The organism is Ruegeria sp. CDSB114 (genome assembly GCF_059611025.1).
Map to the genome: position 1 here is coordinate 864,044 of NZ_JBXWOT010000001.1, position 21,962 is coordinate 886,005.

General features: G+C 56.6%; 17 protein-coding genes. 12 read left to right on the forward strand and 5 right to left on the reverse strand.

Features of this window, described 5'->3' with window-relative positions; translation table 11 throughout:
- Nucleotides 1–56 precede the first annotated feature (56 nt).
- Nucleotides 57–1,280 (forward strand): MFS transporter, encoded by a 1,224-nt coding sequence (locus tag AC2FIP_RS04325; protein ID WP_496785287.1) that lies wholly within the window; start codon nucleotides 57–59, stop codon nucleotides 1,278–1,280.
- A gap of 33 nt (nucleotides 1,281–1,313) precedes the next feature.
- Here the strand turns inward: AC2FIP_RS04325 and AC2FIP_RS04330 are convergent, their stop codons facing one another.
- On the reverse strand, nucleotides 1,314–2,984 hold the full coding sequence (locus AC2FIP_RS04330; RefSeq protein WP_496785288.1) for a flotillin family protein: 1,671 nt from the start codon (nucleotides 2,982–2,984) through the stop codon (nucleotides 1,314–1,316).
- 34 nt (nucleotides 2,985–3,018) lie between these two features.
- Nucleotides 3,019–3,735 (reverse strand): OB-fold-containig protein, encoded by a 717-nt coding sequence (locus AC2FIP_RS04335; RefSeq protein WP_496785289.1) that lies wholly within the window; start codon nucleotides 3,733–3,735, stop codon nucleotides 3,019–3,021.
- A 256-nt stretch (nucleotides 3,736–3,991) separates the two neighbouring features.
- On the opposite strand from AC2FIP_RS04335, the gene metG reads away from it, so the two are divergent.
- The 3 genes from metG (at nucleotide 3,992) to AC2FIP_RS04350 (ending at nucleotide 10,318) form a co-directional block, all read left to right on the forward strand.
- A complete protein-coding gene (gene metG / locus AC2FIP_RS04340) occupies nucleotides 3,992–5,710 on the forward strand; it encodes a methionine--tRNA ligase (protein WP_496785290.1) in 1,719 nt (572 codons plus the stop codon).
- A 288-nt stretch (nucleotides 5,711–5,998) separates the two neighbouring features.
- Nucleotides 5,999–7,177, forward strand: a complete 1,179-nt coding sequence (locus AC2FIP_RS04345) for an efflux RND transporter periplasmic adaptor subunit (RefSeq protein WP_281972227.1) — start codon at nucleotides 5,999–6,001, stop codon at nucleotides 7,175–7,177.
- Between the two features lie 3 nt (nucleotides 7,178–7,180).
- Nucleotides 7,181–10,318, forward strand: coding sequence for an efflux RND transporter permease subunit (locus tag AC2FIP_RS04350; RefSeq protein WP_496690692.1), 3,138 nt, complete (start codon nucleotides 7,181–7,183; stop codon nucleotides 10,316–10,318).
- Nucleotides 10,319–10,355: 37 nt separating this feature from the next.
- On the opposite strand, the gene glpD is transcribed toward AC2FIP_RS04350, so the two are convergent.
- On the reverse strand, nucleotides 10,356–11,933 hold the full coding sequence (gene glpD, locus AC2FIP_RS04355; protein WP_496700155.1) for a glycerol-3-phosphate dehydrogenase: 1,578 nt from the start codon (nucleotides 11,931–11,933) through the stop codon (nucleotides 10,356–10,358).
- Nucleotides 11,934–12,136: 203 nt separating this feature from the next.
- Between glpD and AC2FIP_RS04360 the strand changes: the two genes are divergently transcribed.
- From AC2FIP_RS04360 to AC2FIP_RS04385, 6 genes are all read left to right on the forward strand, one after another.
- The gene (locus AC2FIP_RS04360) at nucleotides 12,137–12,919 is read left to right on the forward strand and encodes a DeoR/GlpR family DNA-binding transcription regulator (RefSeq protein ID WP_496785292.1); all 783 of its coding nucleotides are present in this window, start codon (nucleotides 12,137–12,139) and stop codon (nucleotides 12,917–12,919) included.
- Nucleotides 12,920–13,016: 97 nt separating this feature from the next.
- Nucleotides 13,017–13,172 (forward strand): DUF5993 family protein, encoded by a 156-nt coding sequence (locus tag AC2FIP_RS04365; RefSeq protein ID WP_271946630.1) that lies wholly within the window; start codon nucleotides 13,017–13,019, stop codon nucleotides 13,170–13,172.
- A gap of 9 nt (nucleotides 13,173–13,181) precedes the next feature.
- The gene (locus AC2FIP_RS04370) at nucleotides 13,182–13,751 is read left to right on the forward strand and encodes a disulfide bond formation protein B (RefSeq protein WP_496731702.1); all 570 of its coding nucleotides are present in this window, start codon (nucleotides 13,182–13,184) and stop codon (nucleotides 13,749–13,751) included.
- 34 nt (nucleotides 13,752–13,785) lie between these two features.
- A complete protein-coding gene (locus tag AC2FIP_RS04375; protein WP_496690695.1) occupies nucleotides 13,786–14,148 on the forward strand; it encodes a DUF3302 domain-containing protein in 363 nt (120 codons plus the stop codon).
- Between the two features lie 21 nt (nucleotides 14,149–14,169).
- A complete protein-coding gene (locus AC2FIP_RS04380) occupies nucleotides 14,170–15,315 on the forward strand; it encodes an HlyD family secretion protein (protein WP_142634305.1) in 1,146 nt (381 codons plus the stop codon).
- 11 nt (nucleotides 15,316–15,326) lie between these two features.
- Entirely contained in the window at nucleotides 15,327–16,889 is a 1,563-nt protein-coding gene (locus AC2FIP_RS04385; protein WP_496785294.1) for an efflux transporter outer membrane subunit, read from the forward strand.
- 3 nt (nucleotides 16,890–16,892) lie between these two features.
- Here AC2FIP_RS04385 and mprF read toward each other — a convergent pair whose 3' ends face one another.
- Nucleotides 16,893–19,502, reverse strand: coding sequence for a bifunctional lysylphosphatidylglycerol flippase/synthetase MprF (gene mprF, locus AC2FIP_RS04390; protein ID WP_496785296.1), 2,610 nt, complete (start codon nucleotides 19,500–19,502; stop codon nucleotides 16,893–16,895).
- A gap of 98 nt (nucleotides 19,503–19,600) precedes the next feature.
- Nucleotides 19,601–20,029, reverse strand: coding sequence for an Lrp/AsnC family transcriptional regulator (locus AC2FIP_RS04395; RefSeq protein ID WP_142634311.1), 429 nt, complete (start codon nucleotides 20,027–20,029; stop codon nucleotides 19,601–19,603).
- An 86-nt stretch (nucleotides 20,030–20,115) separates the two neighbouring features.
- Here AC2FIP_RS04395 and rocF point away from each other — a divergent pair, with 86 nt between their 5' ends.
- On the forward strand, nucleotides 20,116–21,036 hold the full coding sequence (gene rocF, locus AC2FIP_RS04400) for an arginase (RefSeq protein ID WP_282027450.1): 921 nt from the start codon (nucleotides 20,116–20,118) through the stop codon (nucleotides 21,034–21,036).
- Nucleotides 21,036–21,956 carry a citrulline utilization hydrolase CtlX gene (gene ctlX / locus AC2FIP_RS04405; protein ID WP_496785297.1) on the forward strand — a complete coding sequence of 307 codons (921 nt, stop codon included), beginning with the start codon at nucleotides 21,036–21,038 and terminating at the stop codon, nucleotides 21,954–21,956. Before rocF ends, ctlX begins: the two co-directional genes overlap by 1 nt.
- Nucleotides 21,957–21,962 lie beyond the last annotated feature (6 nt).

Here is a 21,962-nt window from a genome sequence, read left to right on the forward strand (position 1 = left end):
CACAAAGTCGATAAGCCGCGCGCACCGCGCTGGAAATATCGCAATCTGAGCCCATCATGCGCACGATCATTTCCTTTGCCGCCCTATTTCTTTCCGTCATTCTGCTTCAACTGTCCACCGGTGGCGTTGGCCCGCTGGATGCGATTTCCGGCCTGACCCTGAATTTCACCACTGGGCAGATTGGTCTGTTGGGTTCGGCTCATTTCGTTGGCTTCTTTGTCGGATGCTGGTGGGCCCCGCGCCTGATGGGAAGCGTCGGCCATTCGCGGGCATTTGCCGTTTGCACAGCTTTGGGCGCAATGGGGTTGCTGGGGCACACACTGACCGACGACCCCTATATCTGGGCGATGCTTCGGATCGCGTCAGGCGCCTGTGTCGCCGGGTGCTACACAGTGATCGAGGCCTGGCTGAACGCAAAGGTCACGAATGAGACGCGCGGGCGCGCCATGGGCACCTATCGCATCGTCGATATGGGCGCGTCCCTCTGCGCCCAGCTGATCATCGCAGTTCTGCCACCAGCATCATATGTCTCGTATAACTTGCTGGCGATCCTGTGCTGCGCTGCCCTGTTGCCGCTAACACTGACGCGCGCCAGCCAGCCCAAAACGCCCGACGCCCCGCGGCTGCGCCCGAAACTGGCCTGGAACAGCTCTCCTCTGGCGGTGGCCGGGGTGGTGGTTGCCGCGTTGAGTTCCGCGTCCTTTCGGATGGTTGGTCCTGTTTACGGGCAAGAAGTGGGGCTTGGCGTCGATCAGATCGCGTTCTTCCTGGCTTCCTTTGTCCTGGGCGGCGCGCTGGCGCAATATCCTATGGGATGGCTAGCAGACAAATATGACAGGCGCTGGGTCTTGATCTGGCTTTCGGTTGCCGCAGTCCTAAGCTGTGGCGTAACCATGGCCGCCAGCAACACCGGTACCGTTGGTGTTATGTTGTCTGCAAGTTTGTTCGGCTTTACGACCTTCCCAATATTCTCGGTCTCGTCTGCGCATGCCAACGACTTTGCGACAACCGAACAAAGGGTCGAGCTGTCGGCCGCCCTGATGTTCTGGTATGCGCTCGGAGCGATTGCGTCTCCCTATCTGTCATCCACACTTATTCAGTCCTTTGGACCCGGCGCGCTTTTTGCCTTTGTAGCGCTTGGCCACGTGTTCCTGATCATCTTTGGTCTGGCGCGGATGCGGTCTCGACCAACACCCGAGGAACGCACCAGTTATGTCTATTCACCGCGGACCTCGTTTACCATCGGACGCTTGCTGAAACGATCCCGCGAGGGGCGATAGAAAAAGGGCCGGGAAAATCCCGGCCCATTCGCTTTAGTGTTCGGTATGTGGTTCCTTGTCGACAACTTCGACCTCTTCCACCGGATCAACCGTCGGCTCGAGCGCGCCGTTGACGATACCGCCCACACCGTTCTCCATCGATAAGCCCAGCTCTTCGCCCAGCTTTTTCAGCGCGGGCATCTGCACGGCCATACCCATGATCGAATCCAGCGCCTGGTTCACCACCGGCTTGTCGCCATTGGCGCCTCCGCCACTACCGGCGGCACCGATCCCGCCAACCTGATGGATCTTGATCGAGTCGATCTTTTCGGCGGGCTTGACCATTTCCGCAATGATCGTCGGCATCGCCTCAATCCGGGCCAGATCAACCTTCAGACGGATTTGATCGACGGACAGGGCATTGTCAGCCTCGACAATCGCGCGCTTACCTTCCGCTTCGGCCAGCATGTCGTTCTTCTTGGCCTCGGCCCGAATGTTCAGCGCATCCGCTTCGGCCTGCGCCTCTTCGCGGCGCGCCTCAGCACGGTCAGCGGCGGCCTCTTTCTCGGCTTGGGCGGCCAGACGGATAGCTGTTGCCTGACGCTCGGCCTCACGCGTCGCTTCGATCAGAACGATCTGCTTCTGACGCTCGGCCTCGGCCACATCGCGGGCGGTAACCACGGCTTCGGTCGCTTTGGTCGCCTCGGCACGGGCCAGATCAGCGGATGCACGCGCGCGGCTTTCCTCTTCGGATTTCTGCGCGATGATGATCTGACGCTCTTGCTCGGCAACCTCCAGCTCGCGCTCTTTCGAGATCTCGGCCTCGCGGATTTTACGCTCGCGCTCAATGTCGGCGCCACGAATGGCTTCTTCACGGGCAATCCGGGCACGCTCGGTTTCACGTACCGAATCCTCGGTCCGCGCGGCAATCTCGGCCTCTTGCGCCACGCGCAGGGTTTCGATCTGTTGCGTCTGTTCGATGCGCGCCTGCTCTTCGTCCTTGTCGATCAACAGCTTCTGACGCTGAGCTTCCATCGCTGCACGGCGCACTTCCACCTCGGCATCCGCATCGATCTGCGCCCGCTCTTTTTTCGAGGTCGCAATCACCTCGGCCAGCTTACGCATACCCACGGCGTTAAAGGCGTTGTTTTCATCAAGTGCTTCGAACGGGGTCTGGTCCAGCGCGGTCAGCGAGACCGATTCCAGCGACAGACCGTTTTTCAACAAATCTTCGGACACAGCGTTCTGCACCTCTTGCACAAAGTCGGCACGGTTTTCGTGCAGACCGTCCATGGTCATCTGCGCGGCCACGGCGCGCAGACCGTCGATCAGTTTGCCTTCGATCATTTCCCGCAGCTGTTCGACATCGAATGTGCGGGCGCCCAGGGTTTGGGCAGCACGTGCGATACCCTCTTCAGTGGCCATGACCGAGACATAGAACTCGACCCCCACGTCAACACGCATCCGGTCTTTGGTGATCAAAGCGGCCTCGGCGCTGCGCTGCACCTCAAGACGCAGGGTCTTCATGTTGACCGGGCTGACCTCATGCAACAGCGGCACGACGATGACGCCACCATCCATGATGACTTTCTTACCGCCAGCACCGGTTTTCACCAGGCTGACCTCGCGGGTTGCGCGGCGGTATAGTCGGGCCAGTACAAGGCCGATGAACATAACGACCGCTAAAATGGTCACAACTGTGACGGCTAGGAATGTAAGTTCCATGCAAATTCCTCCGAGATTGGGGTTTGAAATTTAGTTAGTTTGACAAGCCGACCAGAACGAACCGGTCTTGCCGTCGGTCGCGCAGGACAAGCACTTCGGTGCCTTGTTCCAGCGTATCCTTGTCCTGCAGGGGCTCAGCGCGCAGGTAATGCGCATTGCCAAAGCGATCCATGACCCGCACTTCGGCCGGGCGGCCACGCGATGCTGTCCCTTGCGAGATGAAACCGCGACGGCGGGCCAGCATCCGTTCGGACATAGCCTCGGTCTCGGTTTTCGGCAGCAGGCGGGCAAAGACCGCGCTAAAGCCACGCGCAAACCAGATGCCAAAGGCCCCGGCCGGGATCGCAGCAATCCATGAGGGCAGATCAAAGCCCATCACATCACGCAGGCCCAGCTGCAGGCCGATGCCCGACAGGCCGAAACCAGCCAGCAGAACCACCAGCCAGATCATGAACGGTACTTTGCCAAAGCCCAGCCAGCTTGCAGGACCGTCCGAGGTCACAACCGGCGTTTCCGCCGCAACCTCGGCCAGCTCGAACTCACCCAGATCAACATCCGCGTCCAGATCAAGTTCGAAATCACCAATGTCCAATTCCGGAGCGTCAACCAGATCAAGGTCAACCTCGCCCTCACCCGCCATCAGGCTTCCACCCAGCATCAGCGCCACCAGTTCCAGCCCCAAAAGGCCAAACAACAGCGCAATCGCAATGGTAAAGGGCACAAATGCACCCTCGAGTAGAAAGCTGAACATCAGTGGGCTGTCTCCGCTATTGTATACTATGGTATGCAGTTAATATGGGGAGTCATGACAAAGTTTCAAGAGGTTGTGATCCTATATTTCAACCTATGGGTAATTGACACTGTGCCTTTGGGGCAGTCGTGAAATCAGTTTTCAGGGGATTTTTCCGTGCATGGGGCCGGAAAGTTGCATCCGTGCAAAAGCCGGGCTTTTGCTGGGCTGTGACATAAGATAGACGGGCCTGCAGTTACATACGCGGAAACGGAACATGGCTCGGATTCTCATCACCTCGGCGATCCCCTACATCAACGGGATCAAGCACCTCGGCAATCTGATCGGCTCGCAACTGCCCGCCGACCTATATGCGCGGTATCAGCGCGGCCGGGGGAATGAGGTCATGTTTCTCTGCGCCACCGACGAACACGGCACCCCGGCCGAGCTGGCCGCCGCCAAGGCAGGCAAGCCGGTCGCCGACTACTGTGCCGAGATGCATGGCGTGCAAGCCGATATCGCACAGCGCTTTGGCCTGAGTTTCGATCACTTCGGCCGCTCATCCAGCCCCCAGAACAAGGCGCTGACCCAGCATTTCGCAGGCAAATTGGATGACGCCGGCCTGATCCGCGAGGTGAGCGAGAAACAGGTCTATTCCCACGCCGATGGGCGCTTTCTTCCTGACCGCTATATCGAAGGCACCTGCCCCAACTGCGGGTACGACCGTGCACGTGGAGACCAGTGCGAAAACTGCACCAAGCAACTGGATCCGACCGACCTGATCGAGCCGCGTTCTGCCATTTCCGGTTCGACCGACCTTGAGGTTCGCGAAACCAAGCACCTGTATTTGCGCCAGTCATCAATGAAGGATCAACTAAACGCCTGGATCGACTCCAAGACCGATTGGCCGATCCTGACCACCTCCATCGCCAAGAAATGGCTGCATGATGGTGACGGCCTGCAGGATCGCGGCATCACCCGCGATCTGGACTGGGGCGTGCCGGTCAAGAAAGGCGATCAGGACTGGCCGGGTATGGAAGGCAAGGTCTTTTACGTCTGGTTCGACGCGCCGATCGAATACATCGCCTGCGCCAAGGAATGGGCTGATGCGACCGGAAAAGCGGATACCGAGTGGGAGCGCTGGTGGCGCACTGACAAAGGTGCCGATGACGTGCGCTATGTTCAATTCATGGGTAAGGACAACGTGCCTTTCCATACCCTGTCCTTCCCGGCGACCATTCTAGGTTCGGGAGAGCCGTGGAAGATGGTCGACCATCTGAAATCCTTCAACTACCTGAACTATGACGGCGGCCAGTTCTCGACCAGCCAAGGTCGCGGCGTATTCATGGATCAGGCACTGGACATCCTGCCTGCCGATTACTGGCGCTGGTGGCTGCTGAGCCATGCGCCCGAAAGCAGCGATAGCGAATTTACCTGGGAGAACTTCCAGCAATCGGTGAACAAGGATCTGGCCGATGTGTTGGGTAACTTCGTCAGCCGGATCACCAAGTTCTGCCGCTCAAAATTCGGCGAGGCGGTGCCCCAAGGCGGCACCTATGGCGACCGCGAGCAGGCCCTGATCGAGGAGCTGACCCGCCGCGTCCGCGCCTATGAAGGGTTCATGGAGGCGATGGAAGTTCGCAAATCCGCCCAGGAATTGCGCGCCATCTGGGTTGCCGGGAACGAGTATCTTCAATCCGCGGCACCCTGGTCGACCTTCAAGGAAGATCCCGAACAGGCCGCGGTACAGGTGCGTCTGGGTCTGAACTTGATCCGGCTCTATGCCGTGCTCAGTGCGCCGTTCATTCCCGAAACCAGCGCCCGTATGCTGAGCGCGATGAACACGCTGGATACCGCCTGGCCTGACGATGTTGCGGCGGCCCTGTCCGCCCTGCCCGCAGGCCACGACTTTGCCGTTCCCGATGTTCTGTTCGCCAAGATCACCGACGAACAGCGCGAAGACTGGCAGGACCGTTTTGCAGGTGTCCGCACCTAAGACACCCGACCGGGAAAAAAATACAGGGGGCTTAACGGCCCCCTTTTTCATTTTGCATTTGATCCAGATTGCCGGAAACGCCCTTGCCAGATCAGGAAACTAGCCCTGGCCGATTTACGTAAACCTGCCACCTTACAGAAAAATATCCTTGGGTAAGCGATTGCCTTACGGGCTAACACGCTTGAGAAACCTACCAAAACCAGCCATCCTCACAAAGAGTTTAGGCGACTCGGACCGCTGGCGGCGACCCGAGTTGTGTCCAGTTTTTGTTTCAATGGGGCTTCTGCCATGATCCTTGCATCAACACTTTTCAGCTTTCGACCGAACGACCCCATAGCCAAATCCGTTTGGTATGCCGCAGCTTTGGCCCTGTGTGGGTTGGTGGTGCCAGCTGCCGCGCAGGATAAAAGTGACGCCCCACCGCCGAAAGTGTCCATCGCTGCGGCCTATACACAAGAAATCACGGACGAGGCGACTTTCATCGGTCGAGCTGAGGCGCTGAACAAGGCCGATATCGTCGCCCGGGTCAGCGGTTTTCTGGACAGTCAGAATGTTGAAGACGGCGCGATGGTGAATGAAGGCGACCTTATGTTCACGATTGAGCCGGACCTGTATCAGGCAACACTAGATGCACGGAATGCCGATCTGGACCGTGCCGAAGCAAATCTTGAGCTCGCCAAAGTTGACCTGGCCCGTAAAGAAGAACTTTACAAACGCGATGCCACTCCGGAAAGCGAACGGGATATCGCCCGTGCCAACGAACTTGTGGCCATTGCCGAAGTCAAAGCCGCGAAAGCCGCAATCCAACAGGCCGAACTTGATCTGAGCTATACTAAGGTCCACGCACCGTTCACCGGCCGTATCGGGCGGGTCGCTATCAGCGTCGGGGACGTTGTCGGCCCGAACAACCCACCATTGGTGAATATCGTCAGCGAGGCACCAGTGTATGTGAATTTCTCGTTGAACGAGAAACAGTTTACCTCGGTTCTTGAACAATATGGCGAGAATGCATCGTCGCTGGCCGAAAGCCCCAAAAGCCCGAATGTGCATGTAACACTGCCCAATGGATCGGACTTGGGCGAAACAGGTTCGATTGTTTTCGTTGACAACCGTATCGACCCGCTAACTGGAACGATTGCAATGCGGGCCGAATTCACAAATGCCGACCGGCTGATCCTCGATGGTCAGTTTCTGAGCGTTCATATCGAAGCGCTGGAGCCGACCTTGCAGGTTCTGATCCCGCAGGCGGCCTTGTCACGTGATCAGCGCGGTGATTTCGTTCTGGTCGTTAACGATAAGCAAATGGTCGAACAGCGCTATATCACCACCGGCGACAATGTCGGAACTGCTGTGATCGTTCTGGACGGCCTGCGCGAAGGGGAAAGCGTGATCGTCGAGGGCCTCCAGCGCGTGCGCCCGGGTGTGGCAGTGGATGCTGTCACCGCATCCGAGCAGCCGGGAGAGTAACAGATGTTCTCATCCCTGTTCATCAGCCGGCCCAAGCTGGCTCTAGTTATTTCGCTTGTCCTGACGATCATGGGCGGGATCGGCTATATGGTTCTGCCGGTCGCCCAGTTTCCTGATATTACGCCACCGGTCGTCAGCGTTTCCGCCACCTATACCGGTGCCAATGCCGAAACGGTCGAGAACACCGTCGCCGCGCCGATCGAGGCGCAGGTCAACGGCGTGGATGACATGATCTACATGACGTCCACCTCTTCGGATAACGGCTCGTATTCGTTGAATATTACCTTCGAAGTCGGCACCGATCCCGACATTGCATCCGTCAACGTGCAGAACCGCGTTGCGCAGGCCATGTCTTCGCTTCCGTCAGAGGTGACTTCGTCGGGTGTCGTTACGCAGAAGGCATCGACCAATATGCTGATGCTGGTCACGCTGACCTCACCCAAAAGCACCTATGACAGTGTATTCTTGTCGAACTACGCTTCGATCAACCTGAAAGATGCGTTGGCGCGCGTACAGGGTGTTGGTAAAGCCGATGTTCTGACTAACCTTGAATATGCAATGCGGATCTGGATGGATCCCGACAAGATGACCGCCCTGTCGATTTCACCGGGTGATGTCATAGACGCTATCCGCGAACAGAATATCGAAGTGTCTGCCGGTTCAATAGGCTCGCCGCCGGTCCCTGAGGGGCAGACATTTCAATATACGATCAAGACCAAGGGCCGGCTGACCTCGGCCGCTGAATTTGGCAATATTGTCATCCGTACTGGTGATGCAGGGGCAATCGTACGCATAAGGGACATTGCCAGAACCGAACTTGGAGCGCAGTTCTACTCGGCTTCGGGCTATTTCCAGGCAGAACCCGCAACGGTTATCGGTATCTATCAAGCCCCCGGTGCCAATGCGTTGGCTGTTTCTGATCGTGTTCAGGCCGAATTGGACCGGCTGTCGCGTTCGTTCCCAACAGATGTTGAATATCAGGTACCCTTCAACACGACAGACTTCGTGGAACAATCTCTGAACGACGTGGTTTCCACCCTGATGCTGACGTTCGTTTTGGTGATTTCGGTCGTATTTGTCTTTTTGGGCAGTTGGCGTGCCACGATCATTCCGGCGGTTGCTATTCCTGTTTCGCTGATCGGGACGTTCGCGTTCCTGCTGGCGTTTGGGATGTCCCTGAACACAATTTCTTTGTTCGCGCTTGTACTGGCCATCGGGATCGTGGTCGATGATGCCATCGTGGTGGTTGAAAACGTTGAACGCATTATCGCCGACGAAGGGTTGTCCCCGCCTGAGGCGACACGGAAAGCAATGGGCCAAATCACCGGACCCGTCATAGCAACCACACTGGTTCTGCTGGCCGTTTTTGTGCCCGTAACCTTTATGCCTGGCATCTCGGGGCGACTGTATTCTCAGTTTGCAGTCACCATCTCGACTGCGGTCGTGATTTCTTCAATCAACGCTTTGACCTTGTCTCCGGCGCTTTGCGGATTGGTTCTGCGCGCACGCTCGGGTCCGCCCAAGGGTATTCTGGCCCTGTTTGAGCGTTTCATCGGAACGCTGCGCGACGGTTATGTCGTCATTGTGCGCAAACTGTTAATTCTGCCAGTCGCCGGACTGGGCGTCATCGTTGTTCTGGCAATGGGTACAGGGACGATCATGTCGAACACATCAAGCGGTTTTATTCCGCTTGAAGACAACGGCTATCTCTTTGTGGACATCCAGTTGCCAGATGCGGCAACGCTGGAACGCACCGAGACTATCGCAGGTCGGGTCGACGACCAGATCCGCGATATCTCGGGGGTCGCCAGTACGGTTCTGATCAACGGATTTTCGCTGCTGAACGGCACAACCACAAATGGAGCGACCGTTTTTGTGAACCTCGACAACTGGGACGAGCGGCAAGATCCCGACCTGTCTGCCGATGCCATTCTGGGCAAGGTTCTGGCGATTGCAAATGGCGAATCCGCAGCTTCGATCGTGGCCTTCAACCCGCCACCGATTCAGGGCCTCGGCATGTCAGCCGGTGTGGAAATGGAGGTTCAGCAAGTCGGGGGCGGTACGCCTCAGGATCTGGCCTCGGCCGTTGGGTCCTTCGTCTATGCTGCAAACCAGCGACCCGAGATTGGTCAGGCCTATACAACATTCCGGGCCAATGTTCCTCAGCTATTTGTCGATCTGGACCGTGAGAAAGCGAAAACCCTGGAAGTGTCTGTTGCTGAGATTTTTCAGACGATGCAAGCCCAACTAGGCTCGTACTATGTGAACGATTTCAACCTGTTTGGCCGCGTCTACCGCGTGATGATTCAGGCCGAGGGGAGCTATCGGAACAAGGTCGAAGATATTTCGAACCTGTATGTGCGCTCGACCAAGGGCGATATGGTTCCATTGGGTACGTTGATCGACGTGGAAAACGTGTTGGGGCCAGTCCTGTTAAAACGGCATAACCTGTTTCGTTCGGCAACTGTTACAGCTGTACCTGCGCCAGGGCTGTCCAGTGGCGACGCTATCACTGTGATGACAGAAGAATCCGCCAACGCCCTACCCTCGGGATACGCGTTTGAATGGACAGGTACCGCGCAACAGCAGCTTGCATCCGGCAGCCTTGTGATCATTATCCTCGGGCTTGCTGTCCTGTTCGCTTATTTGTTCCTGGTGGGGCAATACGAAAGCTGGTCGATGCCGGTGTCTATTCTTCTATCGGTTATTGTTGCCCTGTTCGGGGCGGTTGCGGCAGTGGCCATCGTGGGCAGCGACATAAACCTGTACACGCAGATCGGGATGATCATGCTGGTGGGGCTTGCGTCGAAGAACGGTATCCTCATCGTTGAATTCGCAATGGAACAGCGTGCCAATGGCCTTTCGATCAAAGATGCTGCAGCCGAAGCCGCCCATCAACGTTTCCGCGCGGTGATGATGACTGCCCTCTCCTTCCTGTTGGGTGTTGTACCGTTGCTTGCCGCGAACGGCGCGGGAGCGGCTAGCCAGAAGGCCATCGGTGTCGCCGTCTTTGGCGGAATGCTGGCGGCAACTCTGGTTGGCGTTATCCTTGTGCCGGTACTTTACGCCCTGATGCAGGGGCTGAGGGAATGGCTCAAAGGGACAAAGAACGACCCCGACCCTTCGGAAGAAGCCGCATAAATCAAAAAAAGCCCCGCCAAAAACGCGGGGCTTTTCTTTAATGGGCCAGGCGCTTTTCGATCCAGCGCTGGATGGCAGCGATCTGATCGGCATCAAGTCTTAGGCCCAGCTTGTTTCTGCGCCAGATGGCATCTTCAGCGCAGCGCACATATTCCTTGGTGACCAGCCATTCCATTTCGCGTTCGGTCAGAGTCGCCCCGAACTCTTCCCCCAGATCCTCAGCGGTCTTTGCATCGGCCAGAATAGCGCGCGCCTCGGTTCCATAGGCGCGCACCAGCCGTTCCGCCCATGTGCGATTCAAAAAGGCATAGTCGAATTCCAGACCGGCAATAAGGTCTTGCACTGCGCTAACGGGGAAATCGCCACCCGGCAAAGAAACACCAGCGGTCCATGGACCGGGCAAATCCGGGAAGTACTCAGCGATTTTCTCAAGCGCACTTTCGGCCAATCTGCGATAGGTCGTAATCTTGCCGCCGAAAACATTCAAAACCGGAGCGCCGCCAAGCCCATTGACCTTCAGAGTATAGTCTCTGGTCGCGGCCGTTGCGCTGCTGGCCCCATCGTCATACAGAGGGCGCACACCGGAATAAGTCCAAACGATGTCTTCGTGGGTCACAGGCTGCTCAAAATATTTTGACGCAAATGCACACAGATATTCCTGTTCAGACTCAGTACAGACTGGAGGAACCGATGGATCTGGGTGATCCTGATCAGTTGTTCCAATAAGGGTGAAATCTCTCTCATAGGGAATGGCAAAGATGATGCGCCCGTCTTCGCCCTGAAAGAAATAGCATTTGTCATGGTTGAATAACCTGTGGGTTACGATATGGCTGCCGCGAACCAACCGAACGCCTTCACGCGAGTTCACGTGGATTTTGTCCTGAATAATGTCCCCGACCCAAGGGCCACCGGCATTGATCAGCATCTTGGCCTGGACGACGCGCGTTTCATCACTCTGCTTGTCGCGGATCGTGACATGCCACAGGTCATCGACCCTTTCGGCAGACAGAACCTCTGTCCGGACCAGAATTTCGGCACCTCTGGCCTCGGCATCACGGGCGTTCAGAACCACCAGACGGGAATCCTCAATCCAGCAGTCGGAATATTCATAGGCAGTTTCGAACCTGTTCTGCAGCGGGCCGCCTTCGGGCGCAGACCGTAGATTCAGCGACGAAGTTCCCGGCAGAATTTTCCGCCCCCCGAGGTGGTCATACATGAACAGGCCCAGACGGATCAGCCAGGCCGGGCGACGACCGCGCATCCAGGGCATCACCATGCTCAGCAGGCGCGATGTCGGCGTGTCCGAGTCAAAGCGCATCCCATCGTGGTACGGAAGCACAAAGCGCATCGGCCAACTGATATGCGGCATTGCCCGCAGCAAGGTCTCACGCTCGATCAGCGCCTCGCGGACCAGTCGGAATTCAAAGTACTCAAGATACCGCAGGCCGCCATGGAACAGTTTGGTCGAGGCAGAGGACGTCGCCGATGCCAAGTCGTTCATCTCGGCCAATGTCACCGACAATCCCCGCCCGGCCGCATCACGCGCGATCCCGCAACCGTTAATACCGCCACCGATGATGAATAGGTCAGTAACCTGGCCAGTCTGCTGTGCCATTTGCAGGTCAGTCCTTTTGCTGAAAACGTGCGGCAATTAACCCGTTCGATACTCGGTTCGTCAATGTGGATTTTCGTTTTTTTTCGCGTAACGAACAAGAATAGCGATTTTTTGTTGTTGTCCAAACGATGTTTGTTTTCTGCCGGTTGCAATATTGCGAAAAAAGGAACAAAAACGAAAGAACCCAATAACCGGAGCTTCCCTTGTCTCTTTCGTTCCGCCAGTCAGACATCATAGAAATCGCCAAGCAGAATGGTCGCGTCATGGTCGAGGATCTGGCGTTGCAGTTTGGTGTCACGGTCCAAACGATCCGGCGTGATCTTTCCGAGCTTGCGGAACTGGGCAAGCTGGACCGGGTTCATGGCGGCGCGGTCCTGCGATCCGGCGTTTCGAATATCGGTTACGAGGACCGGCGCGCCCTGAATGCTGAAATCAAGACCCGTATCGCACAGGTTTGCGCTGCCAACATACCGGATGGTGCATCGCTTTTTTTGAACATCGGTACATCGACCGAGGCTGTCGCGCATCAGTTGCTAAACCACAAAGATCTTATGGTGGTGACAAATAACATGAATGTCGCGCGTATCCTGGTGGAAAACACGAACTGCCAGATCGTCGTCGCCGGTGGTGTTCTGCGCCGGTCGGACGGTGGTCTGATCGGCAACCTGACCAATTCAACGATTGAACAATTCAAGTTCGATTATGCGGTAATCGGGTGTTCCGCACTGGACGCCGATGGTGATCTTCTCGATTTCGATTTCCAAGAAGTCCGTGTCAGCCAGACTATCATTGCACAGGCCAGACACAGCTTTCTGGTTGCCGATCATTCGAAATTTCAGCGCTCGGCCCCTGCCCGTATTGCCTCAATGTCCGAAGTTGACGTTTTCTTTACAGATCAACCTCTTCCAAGTGGGCTTGCACGTAAATGCAAGGTATGGGGAACGCGGGTCGTATACAGCGGCCGAACCACCGGAGATTCGCATTAAACGCGTAATTCCAAACGTGGTTCTTGTCATAGGCGACCGGCCCTGACAGTATCGCAACATATTGCAATCAGTGCACGGCAAGGGGGAGATCCGGGCCATGATCGCGCTTTTATTTGCGTTACTCACAGCCACTATGGGGCTGAATTATTATAGAAAAACCAAAGCGGCCAATGTTGTGTTCTTCATCACCATGGCCCTAAGTGTTTACTGGCTGAAGTTTCATGCCACCAGCCAACTGACCATTCAGCTGTAGGAGGCCACAATGACACCCGAGCTTTCCCGCACCCTGAACGCGTTGGGAACCCTGGCGGTCAGCCTCGTTCTTGTGCTGGCCTTCGGATACCAGCTGGCGCTGAACGAACTGCCCTGCCCGCTTTGCTTATTGCAACGGGTCGGGTTCGTAGCGGTGGGCGTTGGTTTGGGCCTGAACCTGCTATACGGAGCCCGGCCGCAGCATTATGCGTTGATGTTGCTTGCGGCACTGTTTGGGATCAGCGTTTCAGTTCGCCAGATCTTGCTGCATATCGTACCGGGTACGGGCCACTATGGTTCGCCTGTTTTTGGGTATCACTACTACACATGGGCCGCGATCTGCTTTTTTCTGATCCTGCTGGGCACGGCAATCATGCTGCTTTTCGACCGTCAATATCAGGACACAACCGTCGATCAACCACGGTTCGGGGGCAATACGCTGGCCAAAACCGCGTTCTTTGTGATGCTAGGGCTGGCCGCGCTGAATGCGGGGTCGACCTTGTTGGAATGTGGACCAGGTATCTGCGCTGACCCGCCGACAAGATACAAATTGATTGACGAACTGGACACCAACAACTGAGGATGGATAAACCTTCCCTCATGGAGGCATCGGAATGGGACTACTGGGGCAGCCGCTAGGCTATTATGACTATCTGACATTTATCGCACTTATACTGCTGCTGGCCGCTGTAATGGCGCTGTTTCTGTTCATAATGGGACTGCCCGGCCGCATCGCAATCAAACGCAACCATCCCCATGCCGAGGCAGTCAAGATCATGGGCTGGATGGGGTTTCTGGCCGTCGTTCCCTGGATTCACGCCTTTATGTGGGCTTTCCACGATGCAGCCACAGTCGATATCCGCCGTTTGCCCGACGATGAACGCGATGCGATACGCAAGGATATCAAACGGTTGGGCGGTGAACTGACTGAAGAATATCGCGATCCGCTGGACCCGGACGAAACACAAAAAAGCTAAGGCTAAAGGAAGTCCCACAATATGTTTGTCGCTCTTGGCATTACGCTTTTCTACATCATTTTTGTCTGGCTGATCTTCTTCAAACTGCAATGGCTTAAGTTCAGTATCGCCTGGGGCATCGTTTCCTTCTGGGTGGGTGCTCATCTGTTATTGATCTTTATGGTTGCGCTGCGGTTCTTCCAGCCGTTTTCGATCGACAGCCACGTGGTCCGCTCAACCATACAGATCGTACCGCGCCTGACTGAACCAACCATCCTTTCCGAGGTTCTGGTCGAGCCGAATACAGAGGTGAAGAAAGGGGATCCGCTGTATCGGTTCGACGACACCGTCTTTGCGCTTGAATTCGAAGAGGCATCCGCACAGTTGGTTGCAGCCCAGCAGAACGCCAAAATTCTGGAACAGGATGTGATCGTCGCGGGTGAAGCCGTCGAGCGAGCAAACGCGCAACTGGCATATGCACTGACCCAGCAGGCACGGTATGAAAACCTTGTCCCTGCGGGTGGTGCCCGAGAGGATGAGCTGGATCGCTGGAACGAGCAGGTCACGGAAGATCAGGCCAAGATAAAAGAGGCCGAAGCCAATCTGGAAAAGGCAAAGCTGGCGCTGGATTCGCAGATCGACGGGGTCAATACCGGAATCGTTCAAGCTCAGGCTCAGTTGGAAAAGGCCCGGTACTTTCTGGACAATACTACGATCTACGCGCCCGAAGATGGTATGATCGTTTCACAACAGGCACGCCCGGGTCTGGTTGTCGGTGATATCCGATTGGGCGCAATCGCCAGCTTTGTGACCAAGGAAAACCCCTATATTCTCGCCACTTACCGGCAGCAGAACCTGAAATTTGTGAAACCCGGGCAACAGGTTGAGGTCGCGCTGGACTTATATCCCGGAGAAATCCTGACCGGCAAAGTCGAGGCAATCTGGTGGGCAACCCGCCAGGGTCAATATCTGCCATCAGGCCGCCTGCCCGGATTTGAACTGCCAAAAATTCCTGGACATATTGCCGTGCAGATTTCGGTCGATATTCCAGATGGCCACGTCTTTCCCGCCGGTGGACATGCCGCGGTGGCAATCTATACCGGCCAGGGCAAAAGCTTTGAGTTCCTGCGGCGCATCAATATCCGCCTCTATTCCTTCGCAAACTTCATCCGACCACTGGACATTTAAGGACACGCTGTATGACACGGGCCAGGCTAAACCGCAGTTTGATGGGCACAGCCCTGTGTGCCGCGCTGCTGGTGGGATGCGCACCTGTCGGTCCTGATTTTGTGCGACCGAACTCTCCGGTCGTGAAGGAATGGATCGAGGTAAACAACCCCTCAGTCGGTCCCAGCGGCCTCACCTCGCGTAGTGCCCCTGTGGCAAAATGGTGGGAGACCTTCAACGACGCCACTTTGAACCGTTTGATCGCCGAAGCCTATGCCCAGAACCTGGCGCTACAGGTGGCCGGTGCGCGCGTATTACAGGCCCGCGCACAGCTTGGGATTGCCTTTGGTGAGCTTTACCCCCAATCGCAGGCCATCGGAGGTTCGATCGAGCGGCGCCAGATCAGCGATAATATCGGGCCGATTTCCGATATCAATCGGATCATCCCTCTGGATACCGAATTCTCGACCTCGCAGGTTGGCTTCGACGCCCAATGGGAACTGGATGTGTGGGGGCAGCAACGCCGGGGTGTGCAGGCCGCACGATCCAATCTGGCACTTCAGGTCGCTAATTACGATGACGCTTTGGTCACGCTGACCGGCGATGTAGCAGCGTTATATGTAAGCTTCCGCGCGCTGCAAGAAACTCTGTTCGTGGCACGAGAGAATATCAAGCTGCAACAGGAATCGGTTGATCTGACGCAACTGCGTTTCAACAACGGCGTCACCACTGAACTGGATGTGCAAGAGGCCACCGCCCTGCTGAACAATACCATGGCGCTAGTGCCGGAGATTGAAAGCGATCTTCAGCAGACCAAGAATGCTTTGGCTGTTTTACTGGGAACAACACCCTCGCGCATGGCCGGGTTGCTGGGTAATTCCGGTCGTATCCCTTCGGCCCGATCCAACGTCGCCGTTGGAGTACCAGCGGAATTGCTGCGCCGACGCCCGGATGTACGCGCCGCAGAACTGGCCGCTGCCACACAGTCTGCGCAAGTTGGGATCGCGATTGCTGACCTGTATCCCCAGTTCATCCTGTCCGGTTCGATCGGCCTGCAGGCCTCGGGCAGTCAGGACCTGTTTTCATCCGCCAGCAATACTGGTCTGGCCAGTGCCGGAGTGGTCTGGAATGTGCTGAATTATGGGCGGATCAAGAATAATGTCCGCGCCCAGGACGCAGCTTATCAGGCTTTGATTGCGAACTATCAAAACACCGTCCTGACCGCCTATTCCGAGGTCGAAAGTTCTATGGTCGCCTATACGCAATCACGCAAACAGGTGACATTCTACCAAAACAGCGTCACCGCATCGCGCAAAGCTGCCGAGATCGCGGTGAACCAATACCGGGATGGCATCGCCAGCTATTCCCGCGTTCTGAACACGCAAACCGCATTGCTGCGATCACAGGCCAACCTGATCGAAGCCCGCCAGCAGGTTTCGAGCAATCTGGTTGCAGTCTACAAAGGTTTAGGCGGTGGTTGGCAAATCCGGCAAAATCAGGAGTTCCTGCCGGAAACCGTGCTGGCCGAAATGGCCTATCGCACCGATTGGGGAGACCTGCTGCAACAGGCTCCGACCCAAGCCAGCCTGAACTGAGCGCTATTTCGCCAGACCGCGCAAGCCGCCCGAAATCAGAATGTTGACCTCGTACAGGATACGCGGCGCAGCCAGCCCTCCGGGGCTGGCCAAATAGTTCGGGCTCCATTCCGGTTCGAATTTCTGCTTGAACGAGCGCAGCCCCTCAAAGTGATAAAACTGTTCGCCATGTTCATAGACAAAGCCGCCAATGCGGTTCCACAGCGATGCCAGTTGCCGGTTTTCGATCCCGGAAAACGGTGCCGCCCCCAGCGAGAACCAGTGGAACCCCTGCTCGGCGCCCCATGACATCATCTCGGCAAACAGCGCATCCATAACAAAACTTGGGCTATCTGGTTCATACCGCATCAGATCCAGCGACAGTTCTGATTTTTGCCCGCCCTGAAACAGGTTAGCAAACGCGACGATCTCACCTGTTTCGCCATTCCGCAGCACCGCGTGGTCGAAATAGGACAGATAGGTTTCATCAAATCCGCCAAGCGCAAAACCTTTCTCGGCCCCAGCCTTTTGCGCCAGCCAGTCATCCGAAATCTTGCGCAACTCGGGCAGGATCGGGGTTAGTTCCGTTTTTGGGATAATCTCGAAAACATACCCTTCGCGTTCGGCACGGTTCTTGGCCTGACGGAACCGCTTGCGGGATTTTCCGTCCAGCGAGAAATCTTTCAACGGCACCCGCGCTACTTCGCCAATTTTCAGGATCGACAGGCCAAGGTCTAGAAAGGTCGGCAGGTATTTGGTGGAAACGCTGTAGAAGGCACAAAGTTTACCCTCACGGTCCGCCATCTCGCGCAGCTGCCATATCAGCTGTTTACCGGCGGTTTCATCCCCTACTGGCTCACCTTTGGTGACCAGTGCGTTGCCGGTATCGGCATAGGCCAGAAAAGCGGTTTCATCCGGCGCGATCAGGAATTGTTTGTCCCCGGTCAAAGATATCTGGGATTCTGTGTCTTCGCTTTCCATCACCAGACGCTCGACTACTTCGGGGATTTCTGTGCGGACTGGAACAGGAATCTCGCGCCCGAACAGTGAGCTAACGGCAACCACCCCAAGGATGACCGCAACCACAAGGCTGGATCGTAGGAACCGCGAGGCGTCGCCGTTCCAGGCAAACTCCCACCACAGGGCATTTTGATATTCGACATGGGAATAAGCAAACAGACCCACCCAAAAGATCACGGCAAGCAATGCAAGAACGCTGACCAGCCAAGGTATGTTCAACCTGAAGATCGACGCGCCGCTAACCCGATAGAAAGCATCCCGGAACATGGCCAGCAGAACGATGCTACCCACCATGCTGAGCGCTTCGTGCGTATCCAGCCCTTTGGTCAGCGAAGCGACAAAACCGGCCAGCATCAACAGCATGGCCACAACCCAAGCCCGGTAAAGCTTGCGAAACAGCCCCCGTGACACAAGGATCAGCAAGACCCCTACCGCACTTCCGGCCAGGTGGGACGCTTCGACAAAGGAAAGGGGCAGGAAATCCCGTAGCACACCCAGGTTACCGCTGCTTGCAGGCAACGCGCCGGAGACCAGAAGTATCACACCGGCCACTGCGGCCACGCCTGCGGCCACCATGGGCACGATCGGACGGATCACTCGATAAACCCAAGTGGCTGCACCAGTAATATGTCGCCGGTGGCTCAGCGCTGATGCCACAGCGATTGAAAGCGTGGCGATGAGGAAGGGAAGAAACGTATAGACCAGGCGGTACAGCAGCAGCGCGGCAATGACATCCGACCGGCCTGACGCGCCAAGTCCCGCGATCATAGTCGCCTCGAAGGCGCCAATTCCGCCCGGCGCATGGCTGAGGATGCCGACCGCAATCGCGCCAATATAGATGGTGAAGAAATAGGGGTAGCCGATCCCAAGGTCTGTCGGCAGCAGCACATACAGAACCATCGACGCACCAAACACATCGCCCAAGGCCGCCAGCGTCAGCAACCCGGCCAGTTTGCCGCCGGGAAGGTTAAATCCAACCCCGCCATAGGCCAGCCTGCGCCCGCCTTTCGACAGCCAGATGAACAGCGTTGCCAGAGCGATCAAAAGGCCCAATCCTATGACCGTCTCGACCGTATCGCTGATTGGCAAAACCTTCGATATCCCGTCGGGATGAAAGGTCAGCAAAGCCCCCAACAGCAAGGTCATGCCAGACCAGAAAGCGATCCACGAGGTCGCAATAACCCCAGCGACACGCCCCAGATCCAGCCCCAAAGATGCGTAGATCCGATACCGGATCGCCGTGCCCGTGATGTAGGAAAACCCAAGGCAGTTTGACACCGCATAACCACAGGCCCCGGCCATGCCTGCAACCGGCAAAGGGACCTCACCGTCGGCAACGCTCTGGACTGCAAAGACGTCGTATAAAGACAGGGAAACAAAGCTAAAAGCGGTCCAGCACAAGGCGATGAACAACAGCGTCCAAGAGGTGTTCGCCACATCCGTCTGAACGGATGACCATTTCACATGTGCAGACAGTTCATGCAGCACGGTCAGGGCGACCAGCATGACAATTACGGGAATGGCGATTCTGACCAGGGGTCGTTCCAGAAAACCGGATACTCTTTCGGCAAGTCGGATGGCCCAGAGTTCTTTGCCTGTATCCTGATCAGTCATGTGATTTCCCTGTTTCAGGTTTGCAGCTGCCTTTGCGCGGGTGGCGAACGCATCGCAACTTTTACACATATTCATTGCTGCTCAAAGCACTACAGCAATCAGACGCGGCCTTTCCGAGTAGAAAGAAGTAAGTTGGTTTCGGATCGCGTAATCCCCTCGATCCTGCGGATGCGAAACAGGATTTCATCCAGTTCGGCCAGGGTCTCGGTCCCAATCTCGGCAATCAAGTCCCAACCGCCATTTGTCGAATGGACAGCCCGCACCTGTGGCATGGCGGCAATTTGGGCCATGGTGCGCTCGGTGCCGCGCCCTTCGATTTCCAGCATCATCAACCCTCTGACCGGGCTTTGCGCCACATCCTGCCGTGTCAGAACCGTAAAGCCCACAATCTCGCCGGATTGCTTCAAACGTTGCAGACGGCTGCGCACTGTTGTGCGTGTGACCCCCAGTGTTTCAGCCAGTTCCGAGAGTGAAGCACGGGCATCCCGGTGCAGAGCGCTGAGAAGCTTGCCATCCAAATCGTCCATTCAATACTTCCGTTATGTCACTTGCGGTTCCATTTTGAGCATTTTGATCCCTATCCGCAAGCCACATTGCCGGAGTAGTATTCCATATGGATACAAACAACGTAATTCTGGTTGGCGCCCCGATGGATTCGGGCAAGCGTCGACAAGGCTGCCGGATGGGCCCCGATGCCTATCGGGTTGCGGGGCTTCAATCAGCTCTTTCTGATCTCGGCCTTCACCTACGGGATCTCGGCGATATCACACCTGACATTCCGGATATGTCCGAACATTCGCATCTCTTCGCCCTGCCCGAGTGTGTCGGCTGGACCAAGGCTCTCAGCCGTGTTGCGCAGGATGTCGCCCCACAAGGCCTGCCAATTTTCATGGGCGGCGATCATGCACTTTCGATGGGCACGGTTTTGGGTATGGCACAGCACGCCGAGCGGATCGAACGCCCACTGTTCGTTCTCTGGCTGGACGCGCATAGCGATTTCCACACACCCGAGAGCACCGATAGCGGCAACCTGCACGGGACACCCGTAGCCTATTTCACCGGACAGCCCGGATTTGACGACTTCCCACCGGTTTCATCGCCAGTTCCGACCGACCGGGTCGGCATGATCGGTCTGCGCTCGGTCGACCCAGCCGAACGGGCTCGGCTGGAACAGGATCGCGCAATGCTGGCCGATATGCGAAGCATCGACGAAAACGGCATCAAAGCACCGCTGATGGCCTTTCTGGAGCGGGTCCGGGCAGCGGATGGCATCCTTCATGTTTCGCTGGATGTGGATTTCCTTGATCCGTCCATTGCTCCTGCAGTTGGCACAACAGTTCCAGGTGGCGCGACCGAACGCGAGGCCCATCTAGTGATGGAACTGCTACACGAAAGCGGTCTTGTCTGCTCGCTGGATCTGGTAGAATTGAACCCGTTTCTGGACGAACGCGGCCGCACTGCAAAGCTGATGGTCGATCTGGCCGCCTCATTGCTGGGTCGCCGCATCTTTGACCGCCCCACCCGGAGCTTCTGATGCAATCTCTACAAGCCCCACCAGCCGTTGTGATGATCCGGCCCCATGCATTTGCTTCGAACCCCGAGACACGCGACGACAATGCGTTCCAGACCTTGGCCAACCGCTCAGCAGCGGCCACGTCTGTCCAAGCACGCGATGAACATGATCAGGCGGTGGCGCTGCTGCGCGATGCGGGTATTAAGGTTCATGTCTTCGACGATTTCGGAGACCTCGACACACCAGACAGCGTATTTCCGAACAACTGGTTCTCGACCCATCCCGGCGGACATGTGGCAATTTATCCGATGTTTGTGCCGTCGCGCAGGCGCGAACGTCGCGCCGACGTCATAGAAATGTTGAAACAGGAGTATCGTGTTCAGGACGTGATCGATTATTCCGGGCTTGAACAGGACAGACTGGCGCTGGAAGGCACCGGAGCGATGGTTCTGGACCACATTGGCCGCGTGGCCTACACGGTCAAATCCAACCGCGCCGACCCCGTTCTGTTGGAGCGTTTCTGCACCCATTTCAACTATGAGCCCATCGCATTCGAGGCGCATGATGCCGCAGGACGTGATGTCTATCACACGAATGTTCTGATGGGCATCGGCTCCAAATACGCGCTGATCTGTCTTGATATGATCGCGGACCCCGAACGCCGCGCGACAGTGAAAGCCAGGCTGGAAGAATCCGGTCGCACGGTCATTGACCTGACCCATGATCAGATCGCTGAATTTGCTGGCAACGCCATCGAACTGAGCGGCCTGAATGGTCCCGTGCTGGCGCTGTCCAGCAGGGCACTTGCCGCCCTGACCCCGGAACAAATCGTTACAATCGAAGCCAGCGCGACACCTCTGCCGCTTTCGATTCCCACCATTGAAACTGCCGGTGGATCCGTGCGCTGCATGATTGCAGGCATCCACCTGTCCCGCCGATAGGAGCCC